This is a genomic window from Ruegeria sp. ABV4_181, assembly GCF_056158465.1.
Map to the genome: position 1 here is coordinate 3,108,452 of NZ_JBSWTI010000002.1, position 23,924 is coordinate 3,132,375.

Annotated in this window: 25 protein-coding genes; 15 read left to right on the forward strand and 10 right to left on the reverse strand. The window is 59.6% G+C overall.

Annotated features, from left to right (window positions below; genetic code table 11):
* Nucleotides 1-9: 9 nt before the first annotated feature.
* The 7 genes from ACXAC3_RS15430 to ACXAC3_RS15460 all read left to right on the forward strand — a co-directional run bounded on the left by ACXAC3_RS15430 (nt 10) and on the right by ACXAC3_RS15460 (nt 8,832).
* On the forward strand, nt 10-474 hold the full coding sequence (locus ACXAC3_RS15430) for a (2Fe-2S)-binding protein (RefSeq protein ID WP_475161970.1): 465 nt from the start codon (nt 10-12) through the stop codon (nt 472-474).
* Between the two features lie 2 nt (nt 475-476).
* Nucleotides 477-2,663 carry a xanthine dehydrogenase family protein molybdopterin-binding subunit gene (locus ACXAC3_RS15435; protein ID WP_475161973.1) on the forward strand — a complete coding sequence of 729 codons (2,187 nt, stop codon included), beginning with the start codon at nt 477-479 and terminating at the stop codon, nt 2,661-2,663.
* Nucleotides 2,664-2,773: 110 nt separating this feature from the next.
* On the forward strand, nt 2,774-4,093 hold the full coding sequence (locus tag ACXAC3_RS15440) for a glutamine synthetase family protein (protein ID WP_475163447.1): 1,320 nt from the start codon (nt 2,774-2,776) through the stop codon (nt 4,091-4,093).
* 59 nt (nt 4,094-4,152) lie between these two features.
* Entirely contained in the window at nt 4,153-4,833 is a 681-nt protein-coding gene (locus ACXAC3_RS15445) for a type 1 glutamine amidotransferase (RefSeq protein WP_475161977.1), read from the forward strand.
* On the forward strand, nt 4,833-6,191 hold the full coding sequence (locus ACXAC3_RS15450; RefSeq protein ID WP_475161981.1) for a glutamine synthetase family protein: 1,359 nt from the start codon (nt 4,833-4,835) through the stop codon (nt 6,189-6,191). Before ACXAC3_RS15445 ends, ACXAC3_RS15450 begins: the two co-directional genes overlap by 1 nt.
* Nucleotides 6,192-6,199: 8 nt before the next feature.
* Complete coding sequence (locus ACXAC3_RS15455) at nt 6,200-7,504, forward strand: NAD(P)/FAD-dependent oxidoreductase (RefSeq protein ID WP_475161982.1); 1,305 nt, start codon at nt 6,200-6,202, stop codon at nt 7,502-7,504.
* 113 nt (nt 7,505-7,617) lie between these two features.
* The gene (locus tag ACXAC3_RS15460) at nt 7,618-8,832 is read left to right on the forward strand and encodes a DegT/DnrJ/EryC1/StrS family aminotransferase (RefSeq protein WP_475161983.1); all 1,215 of its coding nucleotides are present in this window, start codon (nt 7,618-7,620) and stop codon (nt 8,830-8,832) included.
* A gap of 3 nt (nt 8,833-8,835) precedes the next feature.
* On the opposite strand, the gene ACXAC3_RS15465 is transcribed toward ACXAC3_RS15460, so the two are convergent.
* The 4 genes from ACXAC3_RS15465 to ACXAC3_RS15480 form a co-directional block, all read right to left on the reverse strand.
* Complete coding sequence (locus tag ACXAC3_RS15465) at nt 8,836-9,597, reverse strand: trypsin-like serine peptidase (protein ID WP_475161985.1); 762 nt, start codon at nt 9,595-9,597, stop codon at nt 8,836-8,838.
* Nucleotides 9,598-9,608: 11 nt separating this feature from the next.
* The gene (gene phaR / locus ACXAC3_RS15470) at nt 9,609-10,163 is read right to left on the reverse strand and encodes a polyhydroxyalkanoate synthesis repressor PhaR (RefSeq protein ID WP_475161986.1); all 555 of its coding nucleotides are present in this window, start codon (nt 10,161-10,163) and stop codon (nt 9,609-9,611) included.
* A gap of 134 nt (nt 10,164-10,297) precedes the next feature.
* On the reverse strand, nt 10,298-10,744 hold the full coding sequence (locus ACXAC3_RS15475; RefSeq protein ID WP_475161988.1) for a phasin family protein: 447 nt from the start codon (nt 10,742-10,744) through the stop codon (nt 10,298-10,300).
* Between the two features lie 131 nt (nt 10,745-10,875).
* A complete protein-coding gene (locus tag ACXAC3_RS15480) occupies nt 10,876-12,678 on the reverse strand; it encodes a PHA/PHB synthase family protein (protein WP_475161990.1) in 1,803 nt (600 codons plus the stop codon).
* A gap of 111 nt (nt 12,679-12,789) precedes the next feature.
* On the opposite strand from ACXAC3_RS15480, the gene phaZ reads away from it, so the two are divergent.
* Together phaZ and ACXAC3_RS15490 are read left to right on the forward strand one after the other, a co-directional pair.
* Nucleotides 12,790-14,061, forward strand: coding sequence for a polyhydroxyalkanoate depolymerase (gene phaZ, locus ACXAC3_RS15485; RefSeq protein WP_475161992.1), 1,272 nt, complete (start codon nt 12,790-12,792; stop codon nt 14,059-14,061).
* Nucleotides 14,062-14,066: 5 nt separating this feature from the next.
* Nucleotides 14,067-14,651, forward strand: a complete 585-nt coding sequence (locus ACXAC3_RS15490; protein ID WP_475161994.1) for a DUF6151 family protein — start codon at nt 14,067-14,069, stop codon at nt 14,649-14,651.
* On the opposite strand, the gene ACXAC3_RS15495 is transcribed toward ACXAC3_RS15490, so the two are convergent.
* From ACXAC3_RS15495 to ACXAC3_RS15510, 4 genes are all read right to left on the reverse strand, one after another.
* Complete coding sequence (locus ACXAC3_RS15495; protein WP_475161996.1) at nt 14,642-15,358, reverse strand: alpha/beta fold hydrolase; 717 nt, start codon at nt 15,356-15,358, stop codon at nt 14,642-14,644. The genes ACXAC3_RS15490 and ACXAC3_RS15495 overlap by 10 nt on opposite strands.
* Before the next feature lie 84 nt (nt 15,359-15,442).
* Nucleotides 15,443-16,057, reverse strand: a complete 615-nt coding sequence (locus ACXAC3_RS15500; RefSeq protein ID WP_475163451.1) for a hypothetical protein — start codon at nt 16,055-16,057, stop codon at nt 15,443-15,445.
* Nucleotides 16,058-16,087: 30 nt separating this feature from the next.
* Nucleotides 16,088-17,083, reverse strand: coding sequence for an alpha/beta hydrolase (locus ACXAC3_RS15505; RefSeq protein ID WP_475161997.1), 996 nt, complete (start codon nt 17,081-17,083; stop codon nt 16,088-16,090).
* Nucleotides 17,080-17,829 (reverse strand): alpha/beta hydrolase, encoded by a 750-nt coding sequence (locus tag ACXAC3_RS15510; protein ID WP_475163453.1) that lies wholly within the window; start codon nt 17,827-17,829, stop codon nt 17,080-17,082. The genes ACXAC3_RS15505 and ACXAC3_RS15510 overlap by 4 nt, the downstream gene beginning before the upstream one ends.
* Nucleotides 17,830-18,043: 214 nt before the next feature.
* Here ACXAC3_RS15510 and thrS point away from each other — a divergent pair, with 214 nt between their 5' ends.
* The 5 genes from thrS to ACXAC3_RS15535 all read left to right on the forward strand — a co-directional run bounded on the left by thrS (nt 18,044) and on the right by ACXAC3_RS15535 (nt 22,737).
* On the forward strand, nt 18,044-20,002 hold the full coding sequence (gene thrS / locus ACXAC3_RS15515) for a threonine--tRNA ligase (protein WP_475161999.1): 1,959 nt from the start codon (nt 18,044-18,046) through the stop codon (nt 20,000-20,002).
* A gap of 221 nt (nt 20,003-20,223) precedes the next feature.
* Nucleotides 20,224-20,526: a BufA1 family periplasmic bufferin-type metallophore gene (locus ACXAC3_RS15520; RefSeq protein ID WP_475162001.1), complete on the forward strand. Its 303-nt coding sequence runs from the start codon at nt 20,224-20,226 to the stop codon at nt 20,524-20,526.
* A gap of 71 nt (nt 20,527-20,597) precedes the next feature.
* Nucleotides 20,598-21,455, forward strand: coding sequence for an MNIO family bufferin maturase (gene bufB / locus ACXAC3_RS15525; RefSeq protein WP_475162002.1), 858 nt, complete (start codon nt 20,598-20,600; stop codon nt 21,453-21,455).
* Entirely contained in the window at nt 21,452-22,213 is a 762-nt protein-coding gene (locus ACXAC3_RS15530) for an HvfC/BufC N-terminal domain-containing protein (protein WP_475162004.1), read from the forward strand. The genes bufB and ACXAC3_RS15530 overlap by 4 nt, the downstream gene beginning before the upstream one ends.
* Nucleotides 22,210-22,737 (forward strand): DoxX family protein, encoded by a 528-nt coding sequence (locus tag ACXAC3_RS15535; RefSeq protein WP_475162007.1) that lies wholly within the window; start codon nt 22,210-22,212, stop codon nt 22,735-22,737. Before ACXAC3_RS15530 ends, ACXAC3_RS15535 begins: the two co-directional genes overlap by 4 nt.
* 1 nt (nt 22,738) lies before the next feature.
* Here the strand turns inward: ACXAC3_RS15535 and ACXAC3_RS15540 are convergent, their stop codons facing one another.
* Together ACXAC3_RS15540 and ACXAC3_RS15545 are read right to left on the reverse strand one after the other, a co-directional pair.
* Entirely contained in the window at nt 22,739-23,107 is a 369-nt protein-coding gene (locus ACXAC3_RS15540) for a hypothetical protein (protein WP_475162008.1), read from the reverse strand.
* Between the two features lie 40 nt (nt 23,108-23,147).
* Complete coding sequence (locus ACXAC3_RS15545; RefSeq protein ID WP_475163456.1) at nt 23,148-23,465, reverse strand: ArsC/Spx/MgsR family protein; 318 nt, start codon at nt 23,463-23,465, stop codon at nt 23,148-23,150.
* Between the two features lie 216 nt (nt 23,466-23,681).
* Here ACXAC3_RS15545 and ACXAC3_RS15550 point away from each other — a divergent pair, with 216 nt between their 5' ends.
* A complete protein-coding gene (locus tag ACXAC3_RS15550) occupies nt 23,682-23,888 on the forward strand; it encodes a cold-shock protein (protein ID WP_008758035.1) in 207 nt (68 codons plus the stop codon).
* The last annotated feature ends 36 nt before the right edge of the window (nt 23,889-23,924 follow it).

Below are 23,924 nucleotides of genomic sequence, written 5' to 3' on the forward strand. Positions count from 1 at the left end.
GACCCCCTCATGTCTTTGACTTTGAAACTGAATGGCGAGACCCACACGGTTGACGCCGAACCCGGCACGCCCCTGCTGTGGGTGATCCGGGACGAGCTCAAACTGACCGGAACGAAATTTGGCTGCGGCGTCGCCTCGTGCGGCGCATGCACCGTACATCTTAACGGCGAGCCGGTGCGCTCGTGCCAGACCTATATCGAAGACGTTGAAGATGCCGAAATCACCACAATCGAAGCGATTGGCGACGACAAGATCGGAGCGGCCGTGCAACAGGCCTGGGTCGAGCTGGACGTGGTTCAGTGCGGCTATTGCCAGTCGGGACAGGTGATGTCGGCTGTTGGCCTGTTGTCCGAGAATCCCAAACCCTCGGCCGAGGACATTGATTCGTATATGCACGGCAACGCCTGCCGCTGTGCCACCTATCAACGCATCCGCGCCGGGATCCAGCGCGCATCCGAGATTCTGGAGGCCTGATCATGACTGTTAACACATCCCGCCGTGGATTTCTGAAAGGCGCCGCTGCTGCCGGTGTCGTGCTGTTGGTTGGTGCCCGTCCTGACGGCGCGCTGGCGGCTGCATCTTCTGAAACCGCGCAGTTCAACCCGTTCGTCAAAATCGATGCCGATGGCACCGTAACCGCGATCGTGAAGCATTTTGAGAAAGGCCAGGGTCCCGCGACCGGCTTGCCAACGCTGATCGCCGAAGAGATCGGTCTGCGCATGGATCAGATCGAATATGAGTTCGCACCATCCAACCCGCAGGTCTATAACAACCTGCTGTTCGGCCCGTTCCAGGGCACCGGCGGTTCGACCGCGATGGCGAATTCGTGGATGCAATACCGTCAGGCTGGCGCGGCTGCGCGTGAAATGCTGATCGCCGCCGCCGCCCAAAGCTGGGGCGTGGACGCGTCCGGCATCACCATCGAGGAAGGGATCGTCACGGCAGGCGACAAATCTGCACCGATAGCCGAGTTCGTGGCCGCCGCCTCTCAACTCGAAGCACCGACTGAGCCGCGTCTGAAGGATCCGTCGGAATTCCGGCTGATCGGCAACGAATCCGTGCGCCGCAAGGATTCCGCCATCAAGGGCAATGGACAGGCGATGTACGCCATGGACGTTCACCTGCCAAACCAGATGGTCGCCATGATCAAGCGCCCTGAATCGCGCGGCGGTATTGCCACCGGCTTTGATGACAGCGCCGCGCAAGAGGTAAAAGGCTATATCAGTTCGGCGGTTCTGCCCAACAAGGCCGGCGTCGCGGTCTATGCGGAAAACACCTGGGCCGCGATACAGGCGCGGGACGCGCTTGAGGTCGAATGGGATGTGTCGAATGCCGAAACCCGCCACTCGGACCAGATCAGGGCCGAGATCATGGCAGCACTGGACGCGGAACCGACATACAACGTGAACAAGGCCGATGCGGCTGCGGTCGCAGCGGCGATTGACGGTGCGGACAAAGTTGTCGAAAACACCTTCTACTTCCCGTTGCTGGCCCACGCGCCGATGGAACCGCTGACCTGCACAATCGAGCAGACGTCTGACGGTGATATCGTGCTGCATGATGGCAGCCAGATGCCAACCGGCCCGCACATGGCCTATCAGCAGATCTTTAATCTGCCGCCGGAAAAGATCCACATCAACACGATGCTGGCGGGCGGCTCGTTCGGGCGTCGCGCAACGCCGGATGCGGACTATCAGGTCGAGGCCGCACTGGCCTTTGTGGTCACCGACCGCTCGCGCCCGGTTAAACTGGTCTGGACGCGCGAGGATGATTTCCGCAGCGGTTATTACCGCCCCGCATTCGGGCATAAGGTCCGCGTAGGGCTGGATGCCGACGGAAACATCGTCGGCTGGCAGCATCAGGTGGCCGGACAATCGATCATGAAAGGCACGGCGTTTGAATCCTTTGCCGTGCATGACGGGGTCGATCACAGCTCGATCGAAGGCATTGCCGACAGCCCGTACAAAATCCCCGGCATGTCGCTTGGGCTGACGGATACGCCCAAGGCAACCTCGGTTCTGTGGTGGCGATCTGTGGGTCATACCCATACGGCCTACGCAATGGAGACCATGATGGATATGGCGGCCAAAGCTGCCGGGCGCGACCCGGTGGAATTCCGTCTTTCCCATCTGGCGGATGCGGGCGATCCGGATCAGCAGCGCAAGGCCAATGTGCTGAAACTGGCGGCTGAAAAGGCCGGTTGGGGCAACGCGCCCGCAGGCCGGTCTCAGGGCATCGCGGTGCACAAGTCCTTTGGTTCCTACGCGGCCCAGGTTGTCGAGATTTCGGGCGATCCGGATGCCGGCATCAGGATCGAAAAGGTCACCTGCGCCGTGGATTGCGGGATTGCCGTGAACCCGGATATCGTGCGCGCCCAGATGGAAGGTGGCATCGGATACGGCATCGGCCATGTGATGCGCGACAAGATCACGCTAACCAGCGGCGCCGTCGATCAGTTCAACTTCCCGGACTACGAACCGCTGCGGATCGGTGACATTGCCGCAATCGATGTGCACATCGTGCCATCGGCCGAGGCGCCGACCGGTGTGGGCGAGCCCGGAACACCCCCGTCAGCGCCGGCGCTGGCCAACGCCATCAGTGCCCTGTCGGGGCTGCACGTGGCCGAACTGCCGATGGCTGAAAACGGCGTCACCTTCTCGTGACACAACTGCCCCGCGCCCCTGGTCATGGGCGCAGGGTAATTTGATCAAATTTCGTGACAAGGCGCGCCGCGTCGATTAAGTCTCGGGGAACCATGGTGATGGAGACCCCGATGGACCTGAGCGCCCTGCACAGCTTTCGTGTTGCTGCCTGTGACCTGAACGGCCAGATGCGCGGCAAGCGCGTGCCGCCCGCTTATGCCGACAATCTGGACAGGGGTGCGGTCCGAATGCCCTTTTCGGCGCTGAACGTCGATCTGTGGGGTGCGGATATCGACGGCAGCCCGCTTGTTTTCGAAACCGGCGACGCCGATGGCGTTCTGCGGCCAACGGATCGCGGCCCGGTCCCGGTTCCTTGGCTGGACACCGAAACGGCTTTGGTGCCCATGTGCCTGTTCGACGATGACGGCAGACCCTTTTCCGGCGATCCCCGGCACGCGTTGTCAGCCATACTCGACCGGTATTCCGAACGGGGCTGGTCCGTGATCGCCGCAACCGAGCTGGAGTTCACGTTGCTCGATGCCTCGGGGTCCCAACCTAAGCCGCCCATCAATCCCGTGACCGGCCGTCGTCTGGTTGACGAGGCGGTCCTGTCCATGGCGGAGATGGATGCGTTCGATGCCTTCTTTACCGATCTCTACGACGGCTGCGCGGCAATGGGCATTCCGGCTCAGACCGCGATATCCGAAAGCGGTATTGGTCAGTTCGAGATCAATCTGAACCATCAGGACGCGATGCGATGTGCCGATGATACGTGGCTTTTCAAGGCGTTGACACGCGGGCTGGCGCGCAGGCACGGATTTTCAGCCACGTTTATGGCCAAACCTTATGCCGATGATGCCGGGAACGGGATGCACGTGCATTTCTCGGTCGTGGACCGCCAGGGCCGAAACGTGTTCGACAATGGCAGCCCCGAGGGCACCGGATTGCTTCGCTGGGCCGTGGCGGGATGCCTCGCGGCGATACCCGGCTGCACGCTGGTTTTCGCCCCGCACAAGAATTCCTACACGCGCCTTTTGCCCGGCGCGCACGCCCCGACCGGCGCAAGCTGGGCTTATGAAAACCGCACCGCCGCCCTGCGCGTCCCCGGCGGCGCGCCGGCAGCGCGGCGGATCGAACACCGCGTCGCAGGCGGGGACATCAACCCGTACCTGATGCTGGCCGCTGTCCTAGGTGCCGCGCTGAACGGAATCGAGGATGAGGCAGAGCCGCCCGCCCCGATCACGGGCAACGCATATGTAATCGAAGGTTTGCCCCAGATGTCGCCGGATCTGTCATCCGCCATTGCGGCGTTTGAAACCGATCCACTGGTCGCGCGCATCTTTCCCGCCGATCTGATCCGCAATTTCGCCATGACAAAGCGCCAGGAAATCCGGCGCTTTGCCGAACAATCGCCCGAGGACCACTGGCTCAGCTATCTTGAGGCCGTATGACCCCTCTTGCCCGACCAGTTGCGCTGAGCTAGAATAAATTTGATCAAATTTGGTGACCCATGAAAATCGGCATACTTCTGACCGGCCACCCTCCAGACGAGTTGCATGACCAATTCGGCGAATACGACGCCATGTTTCGCGCCCTTCTGGACGGAAACGGGTTTGAGTTTGAAACGTTCTCGGTGGTCGACAATGAATTCCCCCAGAACGAAAACCAGGCCGATGGCTGGATCATCACGGGTTCGCGTCACGGGGCGTATGAGGATCACGCGTGGATCCCCCCGCTTGAGGATCTGATCCGCGCCATTCAAAAACGGGGCAGCCCCCTGATTGGCGTGTGCTTCGGGCATCAGATCATCGCGCAAGCGCTTGGCGGCAAAGTCGAAAAGTTCATGGGCGGATGGTCCGTCGGGCGGACCGACTATGATTTTGAAGACCAGACCGTGTCGCTGAACGCCTGGCATCAGGATCAGGTGGTAGAATTGCCGGCAGGGGCACAAGTGACCGGCTCAAACGCGTTCTGCCGCAATGCCATGGTGGCCTATGGCGACAGCATCTGGACGGTTCAGGCGCACCCGGAATATGGCGACGCCTTCATTCAGGGTCTGATGGAAACGCGCGGCAAAGGCGTGGTCCCCGATCCGCTGTTGCAAGCCGCAGCCGACCGCCGCTCCGGCCCCGACGACAATCCGAAAATCGCGCGGCACATGGCGGAATTCCTGAAGAAAGAGAGGGCCTGATGGCCGACTGGAAAGATCAGCTGCCAGAGGCAGCGCGGACCTATATTGATGGCCAGCGGCTGGATGAGGTCGAATGCATAATCTCGGACTTGCCGGGGATCGCACGCGGCAAGGCTGTGCCCGCCTCGAAATTCGCACGCCAGTCCTATTTCCACCTGCCCGACAGCATCTTTTACCAGACCATTACCGGCGATTGGGGTGAAGCCGCAGGCGAAGACGGCTTTATTGAACGGGACATGATCCTGAAGCCCGACTTCTCGACCGCGTCCGCCGCACCGTGGACCGGGGACTGGACGCTACAGGTGATCCATGACGCCTATGACCGGGACGACAAACCGATCCCGTTCAGCCCGCGCAATGTGCTCAAACGCGTCGTGCAAATGTATCACGACAAGGGCTGGAAACCGGTTGTCGCCCCCGAGATGGAGTTCTATCTGGTCGCACCCAATGTCGATCCGGCGCAGGGGATCAAGCCGATGATGGGGCGGTCGGGCCGCCCGGCGGCTGCACGGCAGGCCTATTCGATGACTGCGGTGGACGAGTTCGGCCCGGTGATCGACGACATTTATGATTTCGCCGAACATCAGGGGTTTGAAATCGACGGCATCACGCAGGAAGGCGGTGCCGGACAGTTGGAAATCAACCTGCGGCACGGCAATCCGGTCAAACTGGCGGATGAGGTGTTCTATTTCAAACGTCTGATCCGCGAAGCCGCCCTGCGGCATAATTGCTTTGCCACCTTCATGGCAAAACCGATCGAGGATGAGCCCGGCTCGGCCATGCATATCCACCATTCGATCATCGACATGGAAACCGGACAGAATATCTTTTCCGGTCCGCAGGGTGGTGAAACGGACGCCTTCTACCACTATATCGCGGGCCTGCAGAACCACCTGCCCGCCGGTCTGGCCGTCATGGCGCCCTACGTCAACTCCTACCGCCGCTATGTGAAGGACCACGCGGCCCCCATTAACCTGGAATGGGCGCGAGACAATCGCACCACTGGTATCCGGGTGCCGCTGTCCGGCCCCGAGGCGCGCAGGATCGAAAACCGGATCGCCGGAATGGACTGTAACCCGTATTTGGGTATCGCCCTGTCGCTGGCCTGCGGATTTCTGGGCCTTACCCAACAGGAACGCCCGCGGCGACAGTTTTACGGCGATGCTTACGAAGGCGAGGGCGACATTCCGCAGGTCATGGGCAACGCGCTGGATCTTTTCGACGAGGCCACCGCCCTGCACGAGGTACTCGGACCCGAGTTCGCCCGCGTCTTTGGCATCGTCAAACGCGCCGAATACGAAGAGTTTCTGCAAGTCATCTCTCCGTGGGAGCGCGAGCACCTTCTGATGAATGTCTGAGCCGCGCGATGAACCTGCTCTATTCCAACGACCGCAAGGCCGAGTACCCTGACAGTTGGTATGCCGCGACGGCCAATCCATTGGATCGGCATCCGCTACTGGAAGCGGACATAAAGGCGGACGTGTGCATTGTCGGCGGCGGGTATACCGGCCTGTCGGCTGCGTTGCATCTGGCCGAGGCCGGGTTCGACGTGGTTCTGCTTGAGGCCCATCGCGTAGGCTTTGGCGCATCGGGTCGCAATGGCGGCCAACTGGGCAGCGCGCAGCGGATGGATCAGGAAGACCTCGAACGGTTGGTCGGAGATGATGACGCCGCCAGACTGTGGGACCTGGCCGAGGATGCCAAGGCGCTGGTCAAATCCCTGATCGCAAAGCACAGGATCGAGTGTGATCTGAAACCCGGCGTGGCCGTTCTGGGATTGTCAGCCGGTGAACAGAATGAGTTGCATGACCATGCGGCCCACCTGTCCAACCGCTATGGTTATGACCAGATCGAACTGCTGGACGAAAACGCGGCCCACGCGCTTTGCCCTTCACCTGCGTATAAGGGCGGAAATCTGGACATGGGCGCGGCGCATCTGCACCCGCTGAACTTTGCCCTTGGGCTGGCGCAGGCCGCGACAAAGGCGGGCGCGCGCATCTTTGAAAGCACCGAGGTTTCGACCATTGATGAGGGCTTTCCGGCCACTCTGCGCACCGAGAAGGGCGCAGTCAGGGCTTACCACGTAATTCTGGCCTGCAACGGCTATTTAGGCGATCTGAACCGCAAGGTGGCGGCCCGGGTCATGCCGATCAACAATTTCATCGCCGCGACAGAACCGCTGGGGTCCGAGACAGCGAATGTCCTGTCCCGGGACGTCGCAGTCGCCGATACCAAATTCGTGGTGAACTATTTCCGGCTCAGCGCTGATGGCCGCCTTCTGTTCGGGGGCGGTGAAAGCTATGGCTACCGTTTTCCAACCGACATCGCCGCCAAAGTCCGCAAACCGATGACCGAGATTTTCCCGCATCTGCAGGATGTTAAAATCGACTATGCGTGGGGTGGAACTCTGGGCATTACCATGCGGCGGATGCCATATCTGACGCGGGTTGCGCCCAACATCCTGTCGGCCTCGGGCTATTCCGGACATGGCGTCGGCACAGCCACACATGCCGGTCAATTGATGGCGATGGCCATTCAGGGACAAGCCGAGGGGTTCGATACCATGGCCCGCGTGCCTGCCCTGCCCTTTCCTGGCGGTCCGGCGCTGCGCAGTCCGCTGCTGGTTCTGGCGATGACGTGGTTTGCCCTGCGCGACCGGTTGGGGATCTGACCTTCGAAGATTGCGACAGATTGGTGAAATTTCGCCAACCCGGTGAAAGAGGGCTTGGAACGCTTTTTGTTTAGCTTTATCTTTCCCAAAGATAGAATTTGGGAAAATCAAATATGACGCTTCCACCAAATGTTCATGACGCCGAACCCATCCCCGCAACCGCCAGAGAAGCCATCGACGCCCTGATGCAATCCGGCGATCTGTTCCGGTATACAGCGCCGCAGGATGCACCCGTCGCTTTGCTTGAGGCCGAGTTTGCCGCGCTGCTGGGCAGCAAATATGCGCTGGCCGTTTCGTCCTGTTCGGCTGCGCTGTTCCTGTCGCTCAAGGCGCTGGGCCTGCCACGCGATGCGCGGGTTCTGATCCCCGGGTTCACTTTTGCCGCGGTTCCCTCCTCGGTCGTGCATGCGGACTGCATCCCGGTGCTGTGCGAAGTGGGCGAGAACTACCGCATCGACATGGAAGATTTCGCAGCCAGGCTGGAAGATGTGCAGGCTGTGATCATCAGCCATATGCGCGGCCACACCTCGGACATGGATGCGATCATGGCGCTGTGCGACGCGCGCGACATTCCCGTGATCGAAGACGCCGCGCATTCGCTGGGCACCACATGGGCTGGCCGCAATATCGGTACCATCGGCAAGGTGGGCTGTTTCTCGTTCCAGTCCTACAAGATGATCAACGCGGGCGAAGGCGGTATCCTGATCACCGACGACGCCGATCTGGTTGCCCGCGCTGTCATCATGTCGGGCGCTTACGAGCACAACTGGAAGAAACACAAAACACCGCATGGCGACAACTCGCCCGAACTGGAGCAGGCCTTTGCCCGCTGGCAGAACCAGCTACCGCTCTATAACCTGCGGATGAGCAACCTGAGCGCCGCCGTGATCCGGCCGCAGATCCCCGAACTGGCACGGCGCGTGCACGACGGTCTGGCCAATCACGACTACGTGGCCGAGCGGCTGAATTCATCCCCCTATATCAACGTCCCGGCCCCGCTGGCGCCTGAACGCCGCGCGCCGGATTCGATTCAGTTCAACCTGGTCGGATTGGACGAGTCGGAAATCCGCGCCTTTGCCGCCGCAGCCGAGGTGCGTGGCGTCAAGGTTCAGGTCTTCGGTCTGAGCGAAGACAACGCGCGCGCCTTCTGGAACTGGCAATTCCTGCCCGAAAAAGCTGAGCTGACACAAACGCGGGACATGCTGATGAAAGCCTGTGACGTACGCCTGCCCGTGCGGCTGACGAAAGAAGAGCTGGATGTGATCGCCGATATCCTGCTGGCGTCGGTGGGTGAAGTGACCGGTCCAGTGCCCGTTTACGGCACCTGACGTCTATTGCGCATCAAGCTCAAACAGCCTGATTGACAGAAAAAATGCTGTAATCCCTTCGGGGGTTGCAGCAACACGGGACAGGATTGCGGCAACCTGAGGTCCGCTTGGCGTCTGCACCAAAAGGGGGGCGCCGGAATCCCCCCTCATGACCGGGCAGACCGCCAATAGCATCCCGCCTTCAAGGTCTCGCGGCGCGCAGGTCCTGGTTCTGCTCAGCACATGCGGGCGAATGGCCGGATACCCGGCGACAAAGGGCTTCGCCGCAACGGTGTCTGCCGGTGGCAGAAACCCCAGTTCCCGACCGAGCGGTTCGCTGAGCTCCAGAACGGCCCAATCCAGATCGGCCCGGTCATCAAAACCTCCGCCAACGCCCTGTTCGGAATGCAATCGGTACCAGTCGACAGCCGAGACCGCAACGGCAGCCCCGCGCTGATACCCGGCCGCAAAGATGATGCTGGATGCAGGAATCCACCGTTGCCGAGAAGCGTTGTATAAACAATGCGCTGCAGTCAGAACCTGACGCTCTGATACCAGCACTCCGGTACAATGCGATCGCTGGTCTCTGCTGGCAAAGTTGATCCGACCGATGGCCTGCCACGGGAGCATTGCCGCATCCAGAATCTCGCGTTCGCGAATGTCGGCGCAGCCGGACCGCGCCTCCGCCCCAAGCGTACAAATCGGGGACAAGGTACCGGAGTAAAGACCCTGAGACAGCGCAGGCTGCATCCAAAGCAGCGCGACACTCAGGGCCAGCCAACGCATAGAAGATGACTTCAGTTCAGCTTGGACAGTTTTTGCTGCAACTCGGCCAGTTGCTTTTTGATATCGTCCAGATCTTCCTTTGATTCAGACTTGTCTTTTTCGTCCTTCTCGGGCCCGGACCACCCGCCGGACAAACCGCCAGTCATCGCCTTCAGAAAGGCCTGTTGCTGCGCCTGCATCGCTTCGAACCCGGGCATCTGAGACATCGGATTCATGGCGTTCATGTTTTCCATCATCTTGCTTTGGCTTTCGCGCAGCATTTCGAACGAGCTTTGCAAGAATTGCGGCATCATCCCCCCGCCCGGAATCATGTAGCTGCGGACCAGATCGTTCAGCACATTGACCGGCAGCACGTTTTCGCCCCGGCTTTCGTGTTCGGCGATGATTTGCAACAGATATTGCCGGGTCAGGTCATCACCGGTTTTCAGGTCGATAATCTGCACTTCGCGCCCGTCGCGAATAAAGGTCGCGATATCTTCCAAAGTCACATAGTCGCTGGTCTCGGTGTTATACAGCCGACGGCTGGCATAACGTTTGATCAACAGCGGTTTTTCTTGTTCTGACACCGTTTACCCTCCCCAAGGATGATGCGTTGCAGCAGAGATTATGCGAGCGCAGAACAAAAAGAAAGGGCAGGTCAAACGACCTGCCCCACGCGATTGCACCGTTTGGGAGGAATGGGTGCGCCTCGCGGCTTTTCTTACTTGGCAGCCGTTGCTTTCTTGGCAGCAGCGGTCACGTCGTTGGTGGCCTTCTTGACAGCAGCAGTTGCGTCTTCGGCAGCTTCTTTGCCAGCAGCCATCAGCAGCTCGACGGTTTCGGACTGCAGCTTTTTCGCGATCTCAGCGAAAGCAGCCATGTTTTCAGCAGCAACTTCAGCCGACGCGCTTGCGAAATCGGTTGCGGCTTTTGCATAGTCAGCAGGCTCTGCCTTTGCTTTCGACATCTCGGTCAGTTTGGCCAGGGTGTCCTTGGTCCATTTGTTCGAGATTTCAGCCGATTTTTCTGCTGCTTCCAGAGCAACGCCCGACAGTTTTTCGTTCAGGGTCGCGGTCGATTTGAAGGCACCTTCCAGCGCGGTGGTGTCAACGGGGAACGCGCCCATCATGTCTTTCAGGGTCGCGGTAAAGTCTTGAGTCTTTGCCATTGTCGTAATCCTTGTTGCCGAACCGGGCCCACCCCGGTTTTCATCAGCTTGAGGGCAATATGATTGCTGCATTGCAGCATTGCAAGTTTTTTCTTGCTGCAATGCAGAAAAATTTCAGGAATTGCGCGGAATCAACTGGTTGATTTGACCAGGACATATGTCCCGGGTGCCGCCGCCAGCGAGGGATGATCCGAATCGCCGGGCGAGCGGGCGGGTATCTGCTTGCCCGAACGCTTTTTCAGCCATGCCTCCCACAGCGGCCACCAGGACCCCTGGTGGAAGTCGGCATCCCTCAGCCAGGTGTCGGCATCGGGTTTCATGTCGGCGTTAGTGTAATGGCCATATTTCTTCTTGCTGGGCGGGTTGACGATCCCCGCGATATGACCGGATTCGGACACCACAAATGTCTTCGAGCGCGAGCCCATCTGCTGAACGCCCCGGTAGCAGGATTTCCAGGCTGCGATGTGGTCGGTTTCACAGGTGATGGCCATCAGTGGAACGTCGACGTCGCGGACATGCAGCTTGTGCCCCAGAAGATCGAACCCGTCGTTCACGAAATCATTGCGCTGGCACAGACCGCGCAGATACTCGACCGCCATACGCCCGGGCAGGTTCGCCCCGTCCCCGTTCCAGAACAGCAGGTCGAATGCGGGCGGCGTTTCTCCCATCATATAGCTGCGGATGGCGGGGCCATAGATCAGGTCATTCGAGCGAAGGAAGGACATCGTGCGCCCAACGACCCAGGCCTTGAGCACCCCGTCTTTTGAAACCTGATCTTCGATGCCGTCCACGAAATCGTCCTGCAGGAACGGCGTGAATTCTCCCTGATCGCCGAAATCGGTCAGCGCGGTGAAGAAGGTTGCGGACTTGATGGATTTGTCACCGCGCTGTTTCAGCAATGACAGCGTCAGGCCGAGCGTTGTACCGGCGATGCAATACCCTACCGCGTTGACCTGTTTGACCTTGCAGATGGATTTGGCTTCTTCGATAGCGGTCAGAAAGCCTTCCTGCACGTAATCGTCCATGCCGATATCGGCGTGTGAATTGTCTGCGTTAACCCAGCTGACGACAAACAGGGTATAACCCTGCTCGGTCACCCATTTGATAAGGCTGTTCTGTGCCTTGAGGTCGAGGATATAGAATTTGTTGATCCAGGGCGGGAACAGAACGATCGGGGTTTCGTGAACCGTTTCGGTTACCGGTTTGTACTGGATCAGTTCCATCAGGCGGTTGCGGAATACCACGTCGCCCGGGGTTGTGGCGATATTGCCGCCAACCTCGAACGCGCTTTCGTCGGCCAGTCGCACCACCATCTCGCCGTCGTTGGCCTCAAGGTCTGCGACGAGGTTTTCCAGCCCTTTGATCAGCGACTGCCCTTCTGTCTCGACCGCCTTTTCCAGCGCGTCCGGGTTGGTTGCCAGAAAATTCGTCGGCGACATCATGTCGATGATCTGCTGCGAAAAGAACTGCAGACGCTGTTTGTCTTTGGTATCCATATCCTCGACCGACGCGACAGCCTGCGAAATGGCCTCGGCATTGGTCTGGTACTGCTGTCGGATAAAGCGGAAATAGGGGTTGGAGTCCCACATGGGGTTGGAAAACCGTTTATCGGACGGCCTGTTATCACCGTCGTCAATCTCGCCTTTGGTGAAGGCTTGCTGCGCCTCGGCATAGTTCAGAACCGACTTGCCCCAATATTCGATCTGCTGCTCCAGCAGCTTGGCGGGATTTTGCCACGCCTCTGTCAGATAGGCCGTTGCTGCCCTTGCAAACAATTCTTGATTCGGACCGTCCAGCGCGGGGGTATGCGTCTTTTTTCCGGCAAGAATTTCGACCAGCCTTTTTGACAGCTCTTCGACCTTGGTCATGTTTTCTTTAAGGCGTTCAATATGTTCTTCGGGTACCTGAGGTGTCTGATCTTCGCTTGTTGTCATTTTAACAATTCCCCCCTAACCTTGCTGCTATGCAGAATAACGTCGTAGGCGCTGGGGGGCAAAGCGACGAATGGTCCGAACTTTCAGACTGACACTCAGGAGACCCATTTTATGCGCTATATGATCACTTACGATCTTATGGAAACCATGCGCAACACGAACCAATGGATGGGTGCCACCGCCAGTGCCATGGCCTCTTACCCCTTGTTTTCTATGGTTCCCAACCCCGCGTTCAGCATGATGGCCGCATGGGGCGAAGTGACCGAACGCACCTTTCAGCGCATGGTGGTCAAGCCCGACTGGGGTATTCGCACCTATACCTGCGAAGACGGCAAGGACCATCTGGTTGAGATTGTTCCGGTGATGGAACGCCCGTTTGGCGACCTCGTCCATGTGCGCGTGAACGGCCGCGAGGAACAGCCCCGCAAGGTTCTGCTGGTGGCGCCGATGTCGGGCCATTATGCGACCCTGCTGCGATCCACGGTCAAAAGCCTGCTGGTCAATTGCGAAGTCTACGTTACCGACTGGCATAATGCGCGTGATATTCCCGTGTCCGAAGGCAAATTCGATGTCGAGGATTACACGCTTTACCTTGTCGATTTTATGAAGGCGCTTGGCCCGGATACGCATGTTGTTGCGGTATGCCAGCCCGCGCCGCTGACGCTGGCCGCGACAGCCTATCTTGCCGAGGTCGAGCCCAAGGCGCAGCCAACCACCCTGACCCTGATCGGCGGTCCGGTCGACCCGGATGCCACCCCCACCGACGTAACCGATTTTGGCCGTCGCGTGACCATGGGACAGCTGGAAGAAACCATGATCCAGCGCGTTGGTTTCAAATACAAAGGTGTCGGCCGCATGGTCTATCCCGGCCTGTTGCAACTGGCCTCGTTCATGTCGATGAACGCCGACCGCCACTCGCAGGCGTTTTCGGACCAGATCCAGCGCGTGATGCGGGGTGAAGCCTCGGACCACGATGCGCATAACCGTTTCTACGACGAATATCTGGCTGTCATGGACATGACCGCGGAATTCTATCTGTCGACGGTCGAACGGGTGTTCAAAAAGCGTGAAATCGCACGCAACGAGTTTGTGGTGGCCGGTCACAAGGTCGATATCGGAAAAATCACCGATGTCGCGGTCAAGACGGTCGAAGGCGCAAATGACGACATTTCCGCCCCGGGTCAGTGCATCGCCGCCCTTGACCTGTGCACCGGGTTGCCCGAGTCCAAAAAGGCCAGCCATGTCGAGCCGGGCGCAGGCCACTATGGTATCTTCGCGGGCCGCAGCTGGCGCGACAATATCCGGCCTCTGGTGATCGACTTCATGAACGCCAACACGCGTAAACCGCCTCGCCGGGCAGCTAACAAGAACAAAGTGGCCTGATCCCGGTGGGAGGAAAGGCACCAAGGGAAACTTCTTTCTCCTGTGATTGCGGGTCTCTGCGCGGACGCATAACGGCGAATGGCGTACGAACCGGCACGCATGTTGAGTGTTTTTGCCACGATTGCCGCGCCGCCCAGCTGTATTTCGGACAGCCCGATCCGGCCCCCGGCCCGGTCGAGATATTTCAGATGATCCCTGAAGAGATTCAGATCGACGCCGGGGCGGAACATCTAGCGCTGATGCAGCTTAGCCCCAAAGGGATGCTTCGATGGTACGCCGCGTGCTGTAACGCACCGATTGCGACAACCTCGCGCACGCCGCAGTTCCCTTTTGCCGGGTTCATCGTCAAACGGATACCAGAACCCGGCGGGCTCGGCCCCGTCACCACCCGCGGCTTTGTCCCGAAACCCGACGGCAAACAATCGCATGAGAAACTCTGGCCCGCGATATATGGGTTGCTGACGCGCACGGCGAAATCTCGGCTGTCCGGAAGTTGGAAAAAGACCCCCTTTTTCGATCCACAGACCGGCGATCCGGTGGCAAGCCCTACCATCCTCAGCAAATCCGAGCGGGCGGCGCTTTACCCGTAAGACACTTGCCCGGGGCTGGTCAGCCACGCCTCAAGCGCGCCATTCACGATCTGCGGCGTTTCCAGTGTCGGCAGGTGCCCTGCCTCGTCGATCACTTGCAGTTGCGCTCCGGGTATCAACCCTGCCATGAAAGTGTGTTTTCTGACCGGTGTCAGCGTGTCATGCGCCCCGCACAGGATCAGGGTCGGCACGTTGATACGGCGCAGTTCCCCCTGCTGATCGGGCCGACGTTGCAGCGCGCGCATCTGGCGCGCGAACACGTCCGGTCCCAGATCCAGCGCCATATCAATGACCGTGTTGAGTATGGGGATGCGCCGCGGTCCGGGTGCCAGAGTGTCCGACCCGATCATCCTGCGTATGACATCTTCGAGACGGCCCGCCTTGGCGCCCACCATCAACTCCTCACGCGAGGCCGCGATCTGAGGCGTATCGGCCTGTGCATCTGTCGCGATCAGGCACAGGCGCGACACCCGATCCGGTGCCCGGCGAATGATCTCAAGCGCGACGCCACCGCCCATATTCACGCCGCCCAGTGCAAAACGATGCGGCAGTTGATCCAGCAGCCTGGACGCTATCTCCTCGATCCGTTCGCCATTTGATATCGGGGCCACAGTGACCGCGCGCTGTCGCGACAGGCTGACAATCTGGGGTTCGAAAAGCCGGGCATCACACATCAGTCCGGGCAGCAAAACCAGCGGCTCGATCACGCGGGGCCTCCTAAAATTCGACCTCTGGGGCGGACGTCTTTTTCAACAGGATGAGAGGTTTTGAATGCGCGGGCAAGTGAAAGTTCAGGGATAGGCGATCCCCCGAAAACCCGGAAAGTCCGCATAGCGTTTGCGCCGGGTGCCAAGGTCCTCGCCCGGTTCTGCGCTGGGGCGCAGCAGGCAACCCCGAGGTGCGATGTAACTGTCGATCCGGCGGTGGGGTACGGGCCGCCAGACAAGGTTGAAGGCGCAGAGTTTGGGAAAGAACCAGATTTCGGAATAGTCCAGATGATCATGCAGCCACCAGGCCAGATCGCGCCAGTCCCGCCCGGCCTCGTATTGATCCGCAAACCACGGGATGACGATAGACGCCCCGGCGATCCGCTGGTCGCCTTCACCCCGGTCCCAGATATGACACTCCAGCGGATTGTCGTTTCGCGCGCAATTCAGGCGGTTCTCATTCCCGAACCTGTTCAGAGAGGCCGACCGGTACCCTGACCTGACCGCCACCCGTCCGAACGTTTCTTCCAAGGGGTCAAGTAGGGTTTGGCAGAACGCCCTGCCCGTTTCGATGGCAAGGTCAGGGTTGTCGGGGAGGTTCTGCACCATATGGAAATTTCCGATTTCCGAATACAGAAAATCGCGCATGAAAAAGTGCCGGGACAGGCGCACGCGGCCAAGCGTTTCAAGGCTCCACATGCTGCCCGGTTTGCGCATCGACCGCCCCTGTTACCGTACGCCCAGCCCGTCAAGCCAGGCGAGAATTCCGGCCACCGCGGCTTCTGTCTGACCCGGTGACATCAACCGGCCCGCCACGACATGAGCCATGGGATCGTCCCCCGGCCCCATTGTCACAAGTTCGACGGTTGCGGGCGCACCCCAGACCTCAGCCACTTTGTGGGTTCGGTCAGGGCGCACAACCTGATCGTCGTCCGAGAACCAGAACAGCGCGGGCACCTGCGCCCCCGAAAAGTCCAGCGCATAGACCACGTCAACCAGCACCGTCATCGGTACAACGGCCTCCCACGGGTAGACCGCCGACCAGTATTTGTTCTTCTTCGGATCCGGACCGGAAACATCCCGCTCCTTCCCCATCAACACAGGCAACCAGTCCCGAGCCCATGGGAGGCCCGGAATCCATGCGCCCGGTGCGTTGACCCCAAAGTTGGGCGAGACAAAGACCATGCCGGCGACGTCCCGGCTGAGTTCGTCGTCCAGCGCTGCCGCGGCGGCCAGCGTCCCGCCGGTTGAGGTTGAGATGACGACAACCTTGTCACCAACGGCCCGCGCCGCCGCCAGCCCTTCGGCCAGGTCCTGCATCCAGCCCGAGGCCGTGCCTTCGGCCATCGCATCGCCCGAACGACCATGCCCCTGCAACCGGGTATAGACCAGATTGGCCCCAAGCGCCTCGGCGACCAGATCGGGAACCGGTCGGATTTCCTCGGACGAGGCGGAAAAACCGTGCACATACAGGATCGAGACAGGTGTCCGGGTTTCTTGGAATCCGTCCTGCCAGATCACCCGCTTTTCAACACCGGGCACGATGTCGTCAAACGCGGACTCTGTGCTTTCAAAGTAAACCTGAACGCGTTCGCCGAATTTGGCCGGATCAAAGCGCGGATGAAGGTTCACTTCCTCTCGCGGCCCGAACCAGTAGACCAGCCCGCCCACGACGACCAACGCCAGAAGAAGCCGCCCCAATACCTTTCCGATAACCCTGATCATGCTGCCCCCATCACTTCAAGTACCGCGTTTTCGATCACCCCAAGGCACGGCCCGTCCGAGAACCGGTGATCGGCATCTTTCACCAGCAGCAACCGCATGTCTGGCCCGCCCGCATGTTCCAGAAGGCGAATGGCGGTCTCGGTGGAAACCGCGGTGTCCGCCGTGCCTTGCAGAAACCGAATCGGAAAAGGCAGCGTCAGCGTGTCCCGCAAAACCAATTGCTGCCGCCCATCCTCGATCATTCGCTTGGTGATGACGTAAGGCTCCATATAATCCGAGGGCAATTCCACATGGCCAACGGACTCCAGTGCCGCCTTCTGTTCCGCGCTGAACGACGCCCAATACCCGTCTTCGGTAAAATCCGGCGCGGCGGCGATGGTGACCATACCGGCGATCCGATCCGGTATTGCCCTGGCCAGCAGCAGCGCCTGCCACCCGCCCATTGACGAACCGACAACAATCAACGGTCCTGCGGTCAGTTCCGAAACCGCCGCCACCGTGTCCTGATGCCAGTCGCCGATACAACCTTCCTCGAACGTGCCCGAGCTTTCGCCGTGGCCGGAATAGTCGAACCGCAAAAACGCCTGCCCGCGCGCCTGCGCCCAGGCCTCCAGATGCACAGCTTTGGTGCCCTCCATGTCCGATTTCAGCCCGCCAAGAAAAACGACGGTTGGTCCGGTACCTTCGCTTTTGTGATAGGCCAGACGCCGCCCCTGCGGTGTCTCCAGAAATTCCGCCACTGCCATGAAATCCTCTTCCTTTTGCAACATCATGCACGCTCCCACCCCAAGTGCAATTCCCGGATCCCCCTTCATCTGGCTAAAAATACCTCGGGGAGCGCGAGGGGCAGCGCCCCTCGCTTCCGTACTTGACACGCAGGCAGCCGCCTGCCAAATCAGCCGGACACCATAACCCGCAACCGGGCGTTCAGTGGGCGCCAAACCGACGAGGAGAGCCGATATGGCCCTGGATGCAAAATCCGTCTCACTCACCTTTCCCGATGGCAATGCACGATCCTATGACGCAGGCGTAACGCCCGCGCAGGTGGCTGCCGACATCTCGACCTCGCTGGCGAAAAAGGCCATCTCGGCCACCGTGAACGGCCAGCACTGGGACCTGCAATGGCCCATCGAATCCGATTCCGAAATCGCCATCCACACCATGAAGGACGATGTTCAGGCCAATGAACTGATCCGCCACGACCTGGCCCATATCATGGCCCGCGCCGTGCAGGAAATCTGGCCTGATACCAAGGTCACCATTGGCCCCGTGATCGAGAACGGCTGGTACTACGATTTTGACCGCGCCGAACCGTTCACGCCCGAAGACCTCGGCCTCATCGAGAAAAAGATGAAGGAAATCATCAACAAGCGCGACGCCGTGACCACCGAGGTCTGGGACCGTCAGCGTGCGATCGATTTCTACACCGCCAATGACGAGCCTTATAAGGTGGAACTGATCGAAGCCATTCCGGGCGACGAGCCGCTACGCATGTACTGGCATGGCGACTGGCAGGACTTGTGCCGCGGCCCGCACCTGCAGCACACCGGTCAGGTGCCGGGAGACGCGTTCAAGCTGATGTCCATCGCAGGCGCCTATTGGCGTGGTGACAGCAGCCGCGCGATGCTGCAGCGCATCTACGGCGTTGCTTTCACCGGCAAGGAAAAGCTCAAGGCTCACCTGCACATGCTGGAAGAAGCCGCCAAGCGCGACCACCGCAAGCTGGGGCGCGAGATGGACCTGTTCCACATGCAGGAAGAGGCCCCGGGTCAAATCTTCTGGCACCCCAACGGCTGGACCATCTACACGCAGCTTCAGGACTATATGCGCCGCAAGCAGCGCGCCGATGGCTATCGCGAGATCAACACCCCGCAGGTCGTCGACCGCAAGCTGTGGGAGGCCTCGGGCCACTGGGACAAATATCAGGAACACATGTTCATCGTCGAAGTCGAAGAGGAACATGCCAAGGAAAAGGCGATCAACGCGCTGAAGCCCATGAACTGCCCCTGCCATGTGCAGGTGTTCAATCAGGGTCTGAAATCCTATCGCGACCTGCCGCTGCGGCTGGCCGAATTTGGCTCGTGCTCGCGTTATGAACCGTCGGGCGCGCTGCACGGCATCATGCGCGTACGCGGCTTTACGCAGGACGACGCGCATATCTTCTGCACCGAGGACCAGATCGAAGCCGAATGCGCGAAGTTCATCAATTTCCTGGCAAGCGTCTACCAGGATCTCGGATTCGAACAGTTCGAGATCAAGTTCGCCACCCGGCCTGAAAAGCGCGTAGGCAGCGACGCAAGCTGGGATCACGTCGAAGGCGCGCTGGAAGCTGCGATCAAGGCCACCGGCCGGGACTTTACTCTGGAACCCGGCGATGGTGCCTTTTACGGACCCAAGCTGGACTTCTACCTGACGGACGCGATCGGCCGGGTGTGGCAATGCGGCACTTTCCAGGTTGACCCGAACCTGCCTGAACGGCTGGGCGCGACCTATATTGCTGCAGATGGCAGCAAACAGCGCCCCTATATGCTGCACCGCGCCTGCCTGGGCTCGTTCGAGCGGTTCATCGGTATCCTGATCGAAGAACACGCCGGCAAGCTGCCCTTCTGGCTGGCCCCGCGTCAGGTCGTCGTCGCGTCAATCACGTCCGAGGCGGATGAATACGTCCTGGAGGTGGTCGAAACCCTGAAGGCAGTCGGTGTCCGGGCTGAGGCCGATATTCGCAACGAGAAAATCAACTACAAGGTTCGCGAGCATTCGGTCGGCAAAGTGCCGGTCATTCTGGCCGTTGGTCACCGCGAGGTCGAAGACCGCACGGTCAGCGTCCGCAGGCTGGGTGAAAAACAGACACAGGTTCAGTCGCTTGACGCTGTAACAAATGAGCTGTCCAGAGCGGCGACCCCGCCCGACCTGCTGTAACATTCGGCGGCAAATTGCCCGAAATCCGGCCCCGGCTTGAGGGCCGGATTGAAACAATTACCCTTTTTCTTTTCAAAAACAATTTGTTAACCTGCAACGGGGCATGACATGTCCTGACGGGGTTGTGAGACACGGGCTCGTGAATTTAACTGTGACCGTTCAACCATTACCTTTGTCATTGTCACAAGCAGACATACGCAGTCACCAAAAGGATTACCGAGATGTCGAACACCGCAAAAACCCTGGTTATCGCAAGCGCAGTTGCAGCAGCCGTTTCCGGTGCAGCCACAACAGCCACCGCACAGGCCAAAGAGAAATGCTATGGCATTTCGCTGGCCGGTCAGAACGACTGTGCCGCCGGCCCCGGCACCACCTGCGCGGGCACCTCGACCGTTGACTATCAGGGCAACGCATGGACCCTGGTGGATGCCGGCACCTGCGCCGATATCGACCTGCCCAAAGCAGCCGATGGTTCGGCCCGCAAAGGTTCGCTTGAGCCGCTGGATCGCGACCTGCCTGCATAAGCCTGAGTTTTCAAAAACCGAAGGGGCGGGCAATAACGCCCGCCTCTTTGTCGTGATTGGGGAAGACGCACATGCTGGACAACACAACCAGAGAGAACAGACTGCCCGCGGCGCCGGGCGTCGGCTACAAGCCCCAGCATTTTTCCGAGATTCTCGATCATGCCCACCCCGTGGCATGGCTTGAGATTCATGCGGAAAACTACATGGGCGACGGTGGCCGCCCCATCGCACAACTGCGCCATCTGTCGGAACAGTTTCCGATCTCGGTTCACGGTGTGGGCCTGTCGATCGGGGGCGAAGGTCCGCTGGATAAGGACCACCTTGCCCGTCTGAAACATCTGGTCGGCTGGCTGAACCCCGCCAGCTTTTCGGAACATCTGGCCTGGTCGACCCATGACAGCCACTTCCTGAACGACCTGCTTCCCCTGCCCTACACAGACGCAACATTGACCCGCATTTGCGAGCATATCGATCTGGTACAGGAAACCGTAGGGCGGCAGATGCTGCTGGAAAACCCGTCCAGCTATCTGGCATTTGAGGAAAGCGCATGGTCCGAGCCTGATTTTCTGCGCGAAATCGCACGGCGGACCGGGTGCGGTTTGCTGTTGGACGTGAACAACGTATTCGTATCCGCAACCAATCTGGATTTTTCACCCCAAAGCTATATCGACGCCTATCCGCTGGACAAAGTGGGCGAGATCCACCTTGGCGGCCATGATGAGGACGAGGACGACCACGGCCACCCCCTGCTGATCGACAGCCACGGGCGCGAAGTCGTCGATCCGGTTTGGGCGCTGCTCGACTATGTGCTGGAGCGGTCCGGACCCAGACCTGTTCTGATCGAATGGGACACCGATGTACCCGACTGGCCTGTCTTGCGGGCCGAAGCCGACCGCGCGCAGTCGGCCCTGAACCGGGTTCCGGCATGAGCGTTTCGCAATCTACCTTCCACGCCGCGTTGCTGGACCCGGCTGCCGCGATACCCGAGGGCCTTCTGGATGCTGCCGCGCAACCTGCCGGGCGTCGGTTCAGTGTCTACCGCAACAACGTCGCAGTATCTCTGACTGAGGCGATGCATCAGGCCTTTCCGGTCATTACCAAGCTGCTGGGCCCCAAGAACATGGACGGGCTGGCGGGCATCTTTCTGCGCAAACACCCGCCTTCCTCGCCGCTGATGATGTATTACGGCGACGAATTTCCCGACTTCCTGGCCGGGATGGATCAGCTTTCCCATCTGGGTTACCTCGCTGATGTCGCGCGGCTGGAACTTGCATTGCGCCGGTCATACCACGCGGCGGACCGCCCGCCCGCGCCCGCCGATGCCCTGGACGTGCCGCCAGAAGATATCATGCGGGCAAAGCTGGAATTTGCGCCGTCGATGCAGGTTCTGCGCTCGCAATGGCCGGTGTTTTCCGTCTGGCGCTTCAACACGGAAGGCGACGCGCCAAAGCCCGCACCGGGCCCCGAGGATGTCCTGATCACCCGGCCCGACTATGATCCGGTTCCGCAGCTCCTGCCCGAAGGCGGCGCGGACTGGATCGAAGGGCTTCGGTCCGGGCAAGCCATCGGCGAGGCATTTGAACAAACGGCTACCAATTTCCCCGAATTTGACCTTGGGGCCACTCTGGCGCTGCTTTTGCAAGGCGGCGCAATAACCACTGTGACTATCGAAAGGCTGGCAACATGACTGCCCTGATCTCTCTTCACAACAACACCCTGGGAAGGCTGGAAATGACCTCTGGCTGGCTGACGCCCACTCTGGCCCGACTGGTCTTTGCCGCGACACTGCTGATTTACTACTGGAATTCGGCGACGACCAAGCTCGGCAACGGCATTTTCGGATTTCTGTTTCCGTCGGATGGCGCCTACGTGCAGATCTTTCCCAAGGCGATGGAAGCCGTCAGCTATGACAGCTCACAGCTGGGGGTCTTCCATTGGGCCGTTGCGGTCGCAGGAACATGGGCGGAATTTCTGCTGCCAGCGTTGATTGTGATTGGTCTTCTGTCCCGGTTCGCAGCACTGGGCATGATCGCCTTTGTCTGGGTGCAGACCATCGTGGATGTCAACGGCCACGGGACTGAGTTGGGCAGCTACTTTACCAACAACGTGAGTTTGCTGGACGATCGGACGCTGTGGTCGTTCCTGCTTGCGGTGATTGTGGTCAATGGCGCAGGCCCATTGTCGGTTGACCGGATCCTGCGCATCAAATGATCTAGAAATGCGCCTTGGGCTCGTCCGGTTTACCCGCGGCCAGCCCAAGCAGGCCCGCCACGGCCGCAAAAGCAACCGGGAACATTGTGAAGACATTGAACCCGAACGCGTAATACATCCCGGCTGACGAAATCAGCAGCAATACCCCACCGATCAGTGCACGCGCATGTGCCATTGCGCCCCCGGCGATGGCCAGCAACGGGGCGATGATGGACGCCGCCTGAATGAGCTGAGCGTTGTCGACCTGCTCTGCCACGCCTTCGATCTCGCCAAAGCGGTCGATCAGTTCGACATAGCCATAGCCGAAAAAGCCCACGATCATTCCGATCAAGCCGGAAATGACACCCAGAATCATAGCTGCGTTACGCATTCAAAACCTCTTTCTTGCGCCAAATCAGATAAGCACCCGTTCACGCAACGCCAAGACCCGCCCGCGTTTCAGGCCCCCAACCCAGAAACAGCGCGCCATTTTGGTCGATCAAAGGCCGCTTCATCAGAGTCGGGTGTTCAGCAAGCAGCTCCAACGGTGACCGCGTGCGTTGTTCTTCGCCCAATCCACGCCAGGTTGTAGAGCGCGTGTTGAGCAAAGCCCCGCCGAACGCCTCCAGGGCCTGTTCCAGAACGGATTCTGGCACGCCGTCCGCTCGAACGTCGACAAATTCGGCATCCGGCAGGGATTTCAAAGCCTTACGGCAAGTATCACAGGTCTTCAGACCATAAAGGCGCATTTTCGGGCAGCTCCTGTTTTTGGGGCAATTTTTGGCAAATTTGCCTGTGTCTTCCGGTAATTCTTGATTTTTTACTTCACCGTGCAATGTTGAAAAAGACGAAACACGCAATTCGGGCCGTATCGTGTGGGCGATACAGTGACGTGTTGCGGCGGCGTCAATCACTACCCCCACCAATTATGTGGGACAACGTGTAAGTAGAAGGAGACACGGGAAATGCCAACTGGCACCGTGAAATGGTTTAATACCACCAAAGGCTATGGGTTTATCGCCCCTGATGAGGGCGGCAAGGACGTTTTTGTTCATATCTCGGCCGTAGAACGATCCGGTCTGACCGGGCTCGCTGACAATCAGAAAGTCTCGTATGAGTTGCAAGACGGGCGCGACGGCCGCCAGATGGCAGCTGATTTGAAGCCACTGTAAATCACCCCGTTTTCCGCGGGGCCCCAAAACAGGTTG